A 12,976-nucleotide genomic window follows, 5' to 3' on the forward strand; every position below is an offset into this window, starting at 1 on the left:
TGCTAATTCAACCACAACATATTATGTGGGTACGCAAGACAGGGGAAAAAATTTCAATTTGGCGTTTTATGATTGACTATAAATTTCAAAAGTTGGGAATAGGTCGTTTAGCTTTAAACCTTGCTTTGAATGAAATAAAAGCAGTCAAGGGGATCGAAGAAATTGAGATATGTTACAACCCTGATAATTCGGTAGCTAAGAGATTTTTTTGTAGTTGTGGTTTTATCGAAATAGGTATGGATGAGGATAACGAAGATATGCTTGCGAGCATTAAGTTGTAAAATCTAACAAGATGATGGCGTCAATCGCTTTTTAAGCTTTAGGCGCTTCCCACATGACAGAGTCTTTCTTTGAATGTCGAATTTAAACTTTTCTTACATGAGCAATCGCAATTGCGTGACTTGATCTTTGACCCACAGCCAACCTGAGCTCTGGATAATAAATTTATCTCCAGCGGCTACTTTCAACGCTAACGGCGTTGAATTTACTTACAATAGGCCAGCTATTGACGCATAAATTCGCCTTGTTATCCTCAAAAGTTTCCGGCTACAGACTTGAAAAACATTGACCAATTCAATATCAATACGTTAGTAAATCTCTTAACCAAAGTTCAGGTTAATCAAAATGTTATTGATAATGATTGTTATTACCTTTTGTGTCTGTTAGCATCCGCCCCCTTTTTTAAGTAACAAAAATAGGTGTTAATTGGAACAATATTACGCTGAGGTATTAAGCTTTATTTCTCGCTCAGTTGGTTGTCGAGATAAGGCGGAAAATATAGTTCAAGAGGCTTACACTCGTATACTCAATAATCGTACAAATACACAAAACCAAGACAATGCTCATCAGCGAGCGTTGTTTTTTACTACAGCAAAAAATATTGTCATTGACCATTATCGACGTAACAAAAAATTTTCAGATCCTGTTGAAGTTGAGTTGATCGCACCTTCTGATTTTGAACCAGAAGCCAAGTTGGCCAGTCAGCAGCAACTTGATTTACTTTATACTTGTATTGACAAGCTGCCACTGAAGACTAAACAAGTGTTTGTGCTTTATAAATTTAAAAATTTGAGCTATCACCAAGTTTCTGAACAAATGGGTATGTCTGTCAGTATGGTCGAAAAACATTTGGCAATCGCTATGCTTGCGTGTCGCGATACATTAAAAAGATAACAACGAGAATAATTAAGATGGATTGTCAACAAATACAGTTGCAAGTGCAGCAGCAAGCAAATGATTGGCTTGAACAACAAAAAAAAGGGTTGAGTAAAAAACAACAATTTGAATTTCTAAATTGGCTTAATGCGCATCCTGAGCATCTTGAGGTGTATCAACAGAGTCAGCAAGTTGAGCACTTATTAACTCAATTTACGAATTCAGATATTGGACAATTAAATACATCAACTAGTCGGTATTTATCGCCAATGTGGGCGATTGCGGCATGCCTCGCCTTATTTACCATCAGCATAACCAGTTATCAATTGTGGCCATTGAGTAATGTTGCCACCCATTACAGCACAGAATATCAATCAGCTCGAAGTGAGCAAGTTGATGTTGCACTTCCTGATGGTTCGCAATTAAGCCTAGATGCGAAAACTCATTTAACAATCGCGTTTGATGCTCATCAACGAGTTAATAACTTGCTACAAGGCCGCGCATTATTTGATGTGGCGAGCGATCCTCATCGTCCTTTCATTGTCACTGCTGATCGCACAAAAATCACCGTTGTTGGAACGCGCTTTAGCGTTGATAAAAAGAAAAACAGTACCCGCGTTAGTGTTGAACATGGACGTGTCAAAGTACAAAATAGCCATCATTTAATTGAATTAGTGCAAGGTCAACAAGTGCTATTTACTGAAAACGGAATGGATGTACAAGTCATGGATCCGTCCTTAGTAGATGCATGGCGTAATGGCCGATTGGTATTTAATAATGTGTCACTCAATGAGGTGTGTGCTGAGTTTAATCGTTATCATGATACACATTTTGAATTTACTGAGAGTAGGGTGGGCAATATGATGTTGTCAGGGACCTTTAGCGCTGCAGATCTCGATAACTTTTTAAACTTACTTCCTAAAGTGTTACCCGTTAAAATTAATAATAAGAATAATCATGTTGTTATTAGCAGAATATGAATCTAAATTCTGCTGAAGTAATGATTCGTGCATTATGTTCTAGGTCAGTTAAATTACAGTGTGGCTTATTCTCTTTTTGACAATATGCCACCAGCCCTGTTAATAAAATCACGATAATCATACATATTAAAACGGATAACGTTAGGGCGTGTTGACCTTTCGTGATTGATTTTGCAGCACTATGTTTGGTATTTAGGCAAGACAGAGCCTATGTAGTGTGGTTGCTCTGCATAAAGAAGCGATAACGCAGTATAAATTCCAAACATGTGCTGCCCAAAGGGTTCTTACTAACGTATTGATATTGAATTGGTCAATGTTTTTCAAGTCTGTAGCCGCTGGAGATAAATTTATTATCCAGCGCTCAGGTTACTTAGCCCACTAGGTCACAAACCTCTCACCGTGATTAAATCGCTCCTAGATTGAACAAATTTCAAACCACAAAGGTCAACACGGCCTAGTCATGACTTCACTGGTCGTCATTGTGCCATCCTTAAGGAATTGTTTTTGTTACTTTTCGGTGAGTACGTTATTAAGTCATCGATATCACAAAATAATTTCACTCATTTATTGGCTATTTCTTATTTACCTGGATGTTTATTGGGCGAAAGTTTGGACTTTGAAATAAGTATTTAGTTTAATTTTTTAAGCAAGATTAAGTTTATATATATATTTTCAATTATCCCTTCCAAACTAATTACTTTAGTAAATCTTGTGTATAGAATGCCGCCGTCACATAAGTGTCAATTTGGAGTTGTTGTATGAGCGTGTCTTCGTCACCACTAGGCAATGCCTTACGTTGGTCCAGCTTAATTGCGTCCTTGTATTTATTATTACTTGCAGTCGCAATGATTAGCTCCGGTTTTAAACTGGCGAGTGGCGAACAAGCCAAAGCGCTGTTTGAGTTTGCATCACATCCCATCACAGGTTTAATGGTTGGCCTTGTTGCTACGGCATTAATCCAATCCTCTAGTACTACCACCAGTATTATCGTTGGCTTAGTGGCAGGAGGCTTACCTTTGCCTATTGCTATCCCCATGATTATGGGTGCTAATATCGGCACCACGTTAACTAATACGTTTGTTAGCTTGGGCCATTTACGTTGTCAGGATGAATTTCGTCGTGCGTTTGCTGGCGCAACCGTACATGATTTTTTTAACTTAATCGCTGTGTGTGTATTCTTACCACTGGAAATAATGTTTGGCTTACTCGAAAAACTCAGTGGTTTGATTGTTGCACCTTTTGCGGCCATGAGTGGCAGTTCAGGTAGCATCGGATTTGATTTTATCAAGCCGATGACGAAACCGATTACAGAGTTCATTGGCGCGCAACTGCACTTTGCCAGCCCAGTAGCGAATGGTGTAATTGTCATTGTTTTAGGTATTTTAATTTTGTTTTTTGCCATTTTATTTATGGGGAAACAGCTTAAAAAGCTGATGGTTGGTCGCGCAGAAGCTATGTTGAAAAGTGCCTTAGGTCGTGGTCCAATCCACGGCATTGCAGCGGGTACAACGGTGACGGTGTTAGTGCAGTCATCATCAACCACGACTAGCCTGATCGTGCCTTTAATAGGCAATAATATTATTACCTTAAAAGCGGCTTATCCATTCACTTTAGGGGCCAATATAGGCACTTGTATTACTGCGTTGTTAGCCGCAATGGCGGTGTCGGGCGATCATGCCATCTTAGGGCTACAAATTGCTTTAGTGCATTTGTGCTTTAACGTATTGGGTGTTGTGGTTCTTTTTGGCTTACCTTGGTGTCGTGATTGGCCAATTCATTGCGCTGAATGGTTAGCGGAGCAAGCGCAAAAGAACAAGCTAGCGGTTGTGGCTTACATTGGCTCTGTGTTTTTTATTATTCCTGCCGCTTTAATAGCGATAACCCGCTAAAAACTTAGCGAGTCGTGGTATTTAAACAAGGCGAGCGAAGTAACCGCTCGTCTTATTTTTAATAAATTCACCCATAAATCTCACCTATAAATATCTCTATCCATCTGTGCATAGCTTATCGCGCATTGTTTGTATGGATTTCGATATGTAAGATTTGTTGCAGAGCAACATTCTATGGCGCACGAAATCATTTATTTTTAGGGTGAGCTCTTTGCGCTACTTTTTAACAAGGTGCAATGTAAATAATCGTTTTTCTTAAGTTATGCTGCTCGAGCGAGAGATTTTTAATGATTATCAAGGCAGAGTGAAAGGTAAAAGTTGGCCTTTTGCACGTTAATACAATGCCGTTAATGTTGAAAATAGCTGCTTGGGAAAAGTTATTTTTATAAATTATGATATTTTTATTGAGGGATTCTCATTCTCATTCGTTTTCATATAAATCAATTTGCTTATATGGAAAAATTGCAATGTCAAAATATCATTCTAGCTATATTAAGTTAACGCCATTAGCCTCTGTTTTGGGTCTTGCTTTGAGCTTGCCTGTAGTAGCTCAAAACACAGCTACTTTTATAACGTTTAATATTGATAAACAGCCGTTAAGTCAGGCACTCAATCAGTTAGCAAAACAAGCCGATATGAGTTTAATTGCCGATGCCTCAATTTTAATCGATGAACATGCTCCCGCTGTTTATGGCAAAAAAACGATACAGGATGCGTTGTTACTGGCACTACAAAATACAGGCATTAGCGCAAAGATTATAGATAAGACGATTATCATTAAAGCTGATAGCTCATCTACCACTGATAAACAGCTCACAACCTCTGATTTTAATGACATCCAGATTAATCAAAACGACAAAAAAACAAGCGAAAAGGCGATTGAAGTTATTGTTATCAATGGTAATAAACTCAATCTGAAACGTCATGATCTTGAGCGAAACAAAGGGAGTTCTAACTCGGATATATTCTCTACATTTACAAGTATTGATGCGAATAATTTACGTAATGAAGCGGGAGCGCTTGATGTAGGGGTACGTGGTGTACAAGGGGAAGGACGAGTGCCAATCTTTATTGATGGTAGCTTGCAATCAACTCATACTAACCGAGGTTATATGGGTACATCAGACCGTACTTATATCGATTCAGATTTGATCAGCACGGTAGCAATTGAAAAAGGGTCGGCAATTAAAAAATCGGCCTTTAGTACAGGTGCCATTGGCGGTACTGTGAATATTACTACCTTAAATGCGAACGATATTCTTACTCAGGGTAACAGTGCCGGTGCGCAGATTAAGCTTAAAACCTACAATAACAACCACACACCAATAGTCAGTAACGATGCCAAGCAGCAACAGTATTATCAGGTGAAGAATAATCAAAGTAGCAGTGATTTTGATAATGGTAGTCTTATGCTCGCTGGCGCATTAAAAACTTTACAATTCAATACTGTACTTGCTTATAGCAAGAAGAAAACGGGCAACTATTTCGCGGGTAAACACGGTTATGAAAATTTCGTTGAAAAATATGAATGGGGAGGCCTTGGCTTACCACCAGTAAATCAAAATGGCGAGGTTGTTAATACGAGCTTTGAAAGTGACTCTTACCTTGCAAAGGTGCAGTATGCGGTTACTGACGAACATCAACTAGAGTTAAATACACGTCATCATCAGCAAAAAGCAGGGGAAATGCTTGCTTCTTACTGGCATAAGCAAAGAGCTGGCGACTTTTGGAGGCAACCGGATGGTGAATATGGTGAAGTGCCTGAAGGGATCGAAACAATGCCGCAATGGCAACCAGGATCTGCTTTAGTAAATAGCGCAAGTATTTTTTATCGCTACTTACCTACAAACAACCCATTAATTGATTTAAAAGTTGATGCTTGGACAACTCATGCAAAGTTACAGCAATATAACGCTTTGGCATCTAATTTAGGGCCAAATGCTCTGCAGTATTTTCATGAGTATAGTAATAAACGTCATGGCTTAGGTCTTCATAACACTGCTATTTTCAATGTGGTTCAGACACCCGTTATCTTAACTTACGGCTCTTCTTGGCAGAGTGAAATGCTCACACCAAAATCTGGCTCAGCTAAAAATTTTTATACCACGTTAACCACATCTCGAGATGGAAAACAAACCATACGTAGTTTATTCATTAATGCACAGATAGATCTTGAGCCTGTTGAACTGACTATCAACCTTAACCACCATGACTCAAAAACAACTGACAATCAAACTGGATTAACCCTAAACTTTGCGCCAAAGAACGACTTTACAGCCCAACTTTATTATAACGTGTTAAGTAACACCGCATTAAAAGCTAAATACAGCAAAGCTTATAGAATGCCTAACGTGTATGAAACGACTGTATCTAATGAAGTATTTTCATATTCACCTAGCTACCCAGTTACTCCTGAGAATACCAATACTTATGAGTTAGGGATAGAAGCTTATTTTGTAAATACGTTCACCCAAGGTGATCGATTAACACTTTCAGCTAACTATTTTGATACCCGTATTCAAGACATGTTAGCAACCGCACTACTACCAAATACAGATCCGAAGGCTTCACGCTGGAACACAGAGAAATACACTTTTACTAATTACGATAACTTTGAATTACCGGGCATCGAACTGAATCTTAATTACAAGAGTGAGTTATTCTACAGCTCTATTTCATATAGCAATTATACCAGCATTAAAATGTGCTCGACGGCTATTGCTCAAGCCGAAGGAATTGAACATTGCAATAACAAGGGGTTTTCGGGCAGCTTAACTCCTTTGCGTATTCCACCAAAAAGAAACTTGGTTGCATCTGTAGGGAAAACGCTTTTTGCTGACAAATTAGATATTGGGCTGACCTATAAAGGCCACTCAGCCAAGCAGCACCCAGGAGGTTTTTTAAGTGGAACGGGCGCTAAAAGCATCGAAAAAATACCAGCGAGTTACCAGCTAGACTTATATGTTGACTATCAATTCAATGACGCGGTGAGTACATACGCATCAATAACCAACTTAACAGATAGATATAGTGTTTCTTCGGGTTCAGTTGTTGCAATGCCAGAGCCCGGCAGAACCATTACCTTAGGTTTAACCCTTAATCTATAGCCAATAAGGGCTATTTATTTAGCCCAATATTTATTTAAACCCCAATACTTTGAGGAGTAGAGATGACTTTTGCCATTTCTGAGCAGTCACGTGCACTAAAATTGAAATCCAGTACTGCTGATGTACATAACAATATTGATAAGAGCATTATGGCAAAAAATCCTTTCGCCAATACTGAAAATTATATTCAGTTTTTAACGCTACAATATTATTTTCTAAAGGATGTTGCTGTGCTTTATGAGCACAGTGAGTTAACTATGGCCATTGAAAATTTATCGGATCGCCGACGTTTAACGATGCTTGAACATGACTTCAAAGACTTCAAAGTACCCTTACCAGATACTTTTTTAACACCTGTAATTACGAACGATACCGATTTTGCTACTGCGCTTGGCTGGTTATATGTGGTTGAAGGTTCAAAAGTCGGTGCAGCCATGTTAGGTAAACAAGCTGAAGCATGCTTACAGTTATCAGGAATATTTGGTGCTCGCTATTTAGCTGGCGCTGGAGCGGGGCGCGGCAGTGCTTGGCGTCATTTAGTGCAACTGATCGACGAAATTGAGCTGAGCGCTTTGCAAGAGCAAGCATTAATCAATGGTGCTCGAGCAGCATTCACGCGTTTCGAACTTTTTAAGGAACATGTTTATTCATGAATTTAAAAGTAACATGTGTGGCATATAAAAATGCAGGGTACCAGCTATTAGGCTTAGTTTTAGCTGGTTTAGGCCTCATTGGTATTATATTGCCAGTGATGCCCACTACTATCTTTTTTATATTAGCGCTGACGTGTTTTACACGTTCATCGCCAACATTAGCTGCTTGGTTACTTAATCATCCTCGTAGTGGTGCAACGTTGCGCCACTGGCAAGCGCACAAAGTGGTGCCTACCAAAGCTAAATGGTTTGCAGGTGTTGGTATGTTGTTTGGTTTCTTTATTTTGCTCCTTAGCCAATCGCCATTGTGGCTACTCGTTTTAGTCGCAACAGTCGAATTAGTTGTAATGATTTATTTAGTCTCTCGACCATCAAATATCTCTCAATGATAACGTTGAACACTACTATTACGGCTAAAGCAAGTTATGACCTTGCAGCGAACAACAAAAGGAAAAGTAAAAACCATACATCGCTTATTTACTAGGGCATGTTGACCTTTTGAGTGCGATATTTGTTCCTTATATAGGTTTTTTGGGCAGGGCCTTGTTTGGTATTGTTACTGTGTTGTTGTCGATGTATCTAGCATAACGATACGGCAGACCTTGTCTGAATAGCAAACAACCGCTGAAAAAAATACACGAAAGGTCAACACACTTTAGCATTTAGATTAACTCATTCGTTTCGTGATTGGATTTGAGGTACTATCGGCTTTTTAATTGACCCGATGGACCGAGTATGACACCTAATAAAAAGCCTAATTTAGCTTTGTTTGATTTTGATGGCACGATTACGCACCGTGAAATGTTTAGTGTCTTTATGCGCTATTGCACACCTTCGTATCGCAAATGGATCGGCAATCTCATTGTGATGCCTTTTTATTTTTTATACCGACGAGGCGCATTTAGTCCAATTAGATTACGCAGGTTAAGTGCATTTTTAGGATTAGCAGGACGGCAATTTAATGCGGTCAACCAAAGTGGAGAGCGCTTTGCCAAAGAGGTGATCCCGCACTATTTACGTGATAATGCAATGGCGCAGCTGCGCCAACATCAAGCCCAAGGTGATGTTGTTGTTGTGGTTTCAGCCTCACTTGATGTGTATTTATCTCATTGGTGTCAGGCTCAAGGTGTCATGTTGTTGTGTAATGAATTGAAGGTAAACGAGGGGTATCTCACCGGTACATTTAAAGCGGCCGATTGCAGTAATCACGAAAAAGTGAATAAAATTAAGAGTCGATTAGATTTAGCCGATTTTAACCTTGTTTATGCGTATGGCGATACCGATGAAGACGGCGCTATGCTTGATTTGGCAGATGAAAAGTACATGAATTGGCAAAAGTGCGCTTAGCTTAAGAGCAAACGTCTTATTACACTTTATTGATAGATAACTTGGATTCAGTTCAGAGCTGTGAACACCGATACGGGTTGTTAATTGAACGATTTAAGTTGTTATCTCAAGCCCTTTATTTTCATGCTAAATATCATAAGTATCTGATAAATGATGTAAATTAAAGGCGCGCTGCACGGAGAGTTATTCCTAAGGACGATTAGCGCTTTGTTGCCTACACGGATGTAGGTAAGGGGCGTGAGTAGGACGCAGAAGTTTTGCTCTATTTTTACTTAGCCCACTCGGTTACACACCTTGAGCCGCGATCCATATTACTGTTGTCACTTTTGGTTTGTATATTCTGTATGATCCAACCGATTTAAATTCATATCTAGCAAGTATCAGTTTTAGCCGTTTTTTGAGTTCTGCGAGCAGGATATATTTCATCGGGTTCGCATATCCATTGTTTTATATATATGGCATCCATCGGTTGTAAAAAATTATTGAAAATAAAGCAGAGGAATAAGTGCAGCCGAGTCATAAGCCGTTTTAAAGTCATTAACAGGGCGAGTGTATTTCGCCCTGCTAATGCGCCAATGCATAAAATTGAACTATTCAAATCTGAATTGTTAAAACTGATAATTCAGCATCAGCGAAAGCGATCGTCCTTGGCCGCGCAATTGTGAGTAACCTTGCGTTGTATTGGCTTTAAACTCGGCAATATTAACCCCACCTAAAGGCAAGTCGTATTGAGTATCAAATAAATTACTAATAGCTAATGTGATGTTTAACTGCTGCCACGTTACGCTGCTTTGTAAATTAATCAGATGATAACTCTCGGTTTGATTTTCAAAGCGGCGTTCATCTACGCGCTGCTTGCTGTCTACCCATTGCCAACTTATTGCATGTTGCCAGTTGCCCACTTGTTGTATTAGTTTTACCTCACTGTGTAAGGGCTGAATTTGGTACAATGCGTCGTTACTGTCATCGCGTTCGCCGCGGGTGGCACTGACCTTGGTGTACAGTGTAATTAATCCCGTACTTTTACTGTCATGCAGTTGTACTGAGCCATCAATACGCGCGCCATAAAGATGGGCATCCACATTCGTAAATTGTAAGATGTTTCGTTTATTTGCTGTCAGTTTAGAGCGATTAAAGCTGCCAACTACCTCGGCATCGATAAAATCTTGTACCGAGCTGTACCAGATGTTGGCACTCAATTGCCAAGGTTTTGCATCACCCATCATGCTGTAAGTGATGCTAGCGGTATTAGCTGTTTCGTGGGCTAAGTGAATATCGCCAATATACCCGTTTCCATCACCAAACCAGCCTATCATGCTGGTTGCCATAGCACTTTGACCCCAGCTATAACGCTCATACAAATTAGGGGCGCGATTTTTGCGGGCTAAGCCAAATTGTAGGTCATTAAAATTATCCAATGCATAGCGGGTAAGTAAGGTCGCATCAAGTAGGGTGTCGCTTTGTTTTCGGTCTTGCAGATTAAACTGCTCAGCGGCTTTTGCATCGATACTTCTCATTGGCATTGCCATTGCTGGCATCATCATCGGCATGCTGTTGTAATTTTGCACTAAACCGGCGTTGGTGTGCACGTTTTCTAAACGTAATCCGCTTGAGACTGACCAGTTGGCAGTTAATTGTTGGTCTAATTGGGCAAAAGCGGCCAAACGTTGCCGTTTACCATCATGAATATTGTGATAGTCATTTGGCCCCATCATCATAGAACCAGCCACTGGCGGCCACCAATCTTCAATCTCGAATAGGTAAAACTCTTGACCGATGGTGATAGTCGACATCGGATTTAACTCATGGGCAAACTTAAGTTGGTAGCTGGTATCTTCGGCATCTGTTTTCATCGGCATTTTGCCGGTTTTTTCGTCGCTAAAAAATCCCATTTCGTGGCTTACTTTTTGCCAGTTAATTTGCGCCGAAAAATCGCCTAACTCGGTTTGGCGCACCCATTGTGTCGTGAGGCCTGTGCTGGTGTTATCAACCATATCCATGTATTGATTAGCAAACCCCTGAAAAGGAATATGCTGATGGTTGAGTTTAACGGCTAATTGTTGTTTATCAGATTTTAATGCGGCAATTAGCACATGGTTTTGTGAACGGTACAAGGTATCAAGTACCGTATCGCCATGACCATCTTGGTAGCTTTTGGCATCTAAATACGCACCTTGATACGTTAAGCTGACTGTTTTACTGGCCCACTGCGCACTGGTGCCCAGTGAGAGCCCTTCGTCGACACTGCGATATTGCGCGCCGAGCGTGCCTGCTTGCCAGGTTAAACTGCTGGAGTCGCTAAATGTGGGCGCGATGGCGCTGACATGTATAACGCCTGCAATATTATCACCCCCAGCACTGACAGGTGAAATACCGGCAATCACGCTCACTCGTTTGATTTGATTGGCGGATAAGTACGATAACGGCGGGTTCATTTGATTGGCGCACGCCGCAGTTAAATCGGCACCGTCGACTAATACTTTGACTCTATCGCCCATCATGCCGTTTAAAATAGGTAAGCTAGAGACACCTCCTGCGGCAGAAAAATCGACCCCTAATTCTGTTAAAAGCTGCTCGCTTGAACCAAGGTGTTGCGCATTTTTATGGTGATCGCCATGAATTTCAATCACTTCAATTTTATCATCGGCGACAGCAGCAACAGAAAAAAGACTATGAATGATTAAAGCAATGGGAGAGAGCGCTAAGAAAGTTGTCTTTAGCTTAGTAGATGGGGGAGTAATCAGCATAATTTCCTTCAAATTCGTTGGGTTATCTAACGATCTGGATTATAAAACTGTCTTTAAGGGCTGAACATGTGACAAATTGTCGCAGGGGGTGGCGAGATTATGCTCAGCGCAGTGATGTTTTTACGATTGTTTAATAAAACAACAAAAATGGTACAAGGATTGCTTTTAAAAACGGTCTTAAAATGAACGTGGCAAAGGATGAATATGTTTATTTCAAATAAAGTAGTGAATACACCATTAACGACGGCCAATAGCACGTCTCAATCTGTTGAAACTCAACGCGATTATCAAGGTGCACTTGTCAGCTTTACTGATTTACTCGCGCAACAATATGAAGGTCAGGCTTCACAACCACCAGGCAAAGATATTTCAGCGTCAGCAAAAGTGTCATACCAAACGTTAACGGATAAAGTGAGCCGCGAGGTCGACACTCGGTTGAGTGCAAACGAGCAAGCCATTAGTTATGCCGATAAGAGTATTGAAGCCATTCTCAATGAGCCTGTTGAAGTTGAAATGAATGCGCAAGAGTTACGCCAAGCGATTATTTTTGCCCGAATGGGTATTGATTATGAGAAAGTGAAAGAGCTTGAGCAAAAAGTGGATATGCTCGCACTGACTAAAGAAGACATTAAACAATCAAAAGCGCTGACAAACGCCGATAAAGCCAGCTTAATAAAGCGGATCGACGATGCTAAAGAAATGCTTGAAGCACAAATAGCTGCGTTGATGCAAGGCCATAAAAAGCAAGACTTAGACTCCCTTGAACAAGTACTGTTTGATCAAAAAGCCCCTGCAGATTTACTCGATGAGTTACAGCAAGCAAATTCACTTCAATTAAAAGTCAATATCGATTAATCAGCAATAATTTTGGGGCTTTGCCCCAAAATTATTTGCCATAAGCCAGCGTAGCATCCGTGTTTTTTCAATTAGACTCTTCAAAGATATCCCTTCTAAATACTTGTTAAATATCGTAATCTGGCTGCCAAATTCAAAGTGATAGCATAAAGCTTTGCTTTGGTTGCATGAATAAGACAAGTAATAGAGCGTATAAAACACGCGTTAGTAAGTTTGTCAGAAGTGTCACAACAGGAGTGTAAA

Annotated in this window: 9 protein-coding genes and 1 pseudogene; 9 read left to right on the forward strand and 1 reads right to left on the reverse strand. The window is 40.1% G+C overall.

Features of this window, described 5'->3' with window-relative positions:
- Positions 1–23: 23 nt before the first annotated feature.
- From AC3KZC_RS07830 to AC3KZC_RS07865, 8 genes and pseudogenes are all read left to right on the forward strand, one after another.
- A pseudogene (locus AC3KZC_RS07830) lies at positions 24–281 on the forward strand (GNAT family N-acetyltransferase); the annotation flags it as partial.
- A gap of 424 nt (positions 282–705) precedes the next feature.
- The gene (locus AC3KZC_RS07835) at positions 706–1,173 is read left to right on the forward strand and encodes an RNA polymerase sigma factor (protein WP_490579263.1); all 468 of its coding nucleotides are present in this window, start codon (positions 706–708) and stop codon (positions 1,171–1,173) included.
- Positions 1,174–1,190: 17 nt separating this feature from the next.
- Positions 1,191–2,135 (forward strand): FecR family protein, encoded by a 945-nt coding sequence (locus AC3KZC_RS07840; protein ID WP_490579262.1) that lies wholly within the window; start codon positions 1,191–1,193, stop codon positions 2,133–2,135.
- A 758-nt stretch (positions 2,136–2,893) separates the two neighbouring features.
- Positions 2,894–4,024, forward strand: coding sequence for a Na/Pi symporter (locus tag AC3KZC_RS07845; protein WP_490579261.1), 1,131 nt, complete (start codon positions 2,894–2,896; stop codon positions 4,022–4,024).
- Between the two features lie 467 nt (positions 4,025–4,491).
- Positions 4,492–7,131: a TonB-dependent receptor domain-containing protein gene (locus AC3KZC_RS07850; RefSeq protein ID WP_490579260.1), complete on the forward strand. Its 2,640-nt coding sequence runs from the start codon at positions 4,492–4,494 to the stop codon at positions 7,129–7,131.
- 62 nt (positions 7,132–7,193) lie between these two features.
- Positions 7,194–7,784, forward strand: coding sequence for a biliverdin-producing heme oxygenase (locus tag AC3KZC_RS07855; RefSeq protein ID WP_490579259.1), 591 nt, complete (start codon positions 7,194–7,196; stop codon positions 7,782–7,784).
- Positions 7,781–8,173: a YbaN family protein gene (locus tag AC3KZC_RS07860; RefSeq protein ID WP_490579258.1), complete on the forward strand. Its 393-nt coding sequence runs from the start codon at positions 7,781–7,783 to the stop codon at positions 8,171–8,173. The genes AC3KZC_RS07855 and AC3KZC_RS07860 overlap by 4 nt, the downstream gene beginning before the upstream one ends.
- A 346-nt stretch (positions 8,174–8,519) precedes the next feature.
- Positions 8,520–9,131, forward strand: a complete 612-nt coding sequence (locus tag AC3KZC_RS07865) for an HAD-IB family hydrolase (protein WP_490579257.1) — start codon at positions 8,520–8,522, stop codon at positions 9,129–9,131.
- A 608-nt stretch (positions 9,132–9,739) separates the two neighbouring features.
- Here AC3KZC_RS07865 and AC3KZC_RS07870 read toward each other — a convergent pair.
- Positions 9,740–11,878, reverse strand: a complete 2,139-nt coding sequence (locus AC3KZC_RS07870; protein WP_490579256.1) for a TonB-dependent receptor — start codon at positions 11,876–11,878, stop codon at positions 9,740–9,742.
- Between the two features lie 204 nt (positions 11,879–12,082).
- Between AC3KZC_RS07870 and AC3KZC_RS07875 the strand changes: the two genes are divergently transcribed.
- Positions 12,083–12,733 (forward strand): hypothetical protein, encoded by a 651-nt coding sequence (locus AC3KZC_RS07875; protein WP_490579255.1) that lies wholly within the window; start codon positions 12,083–12,085, stop codon positions 12,731–12,733.
- Positions 12,734–12,976 lie beyond the last annotated feature (243 nt).

The organism is Pseudoalteromonas sp. J2K-J031 (assembly GCF_058197095.2).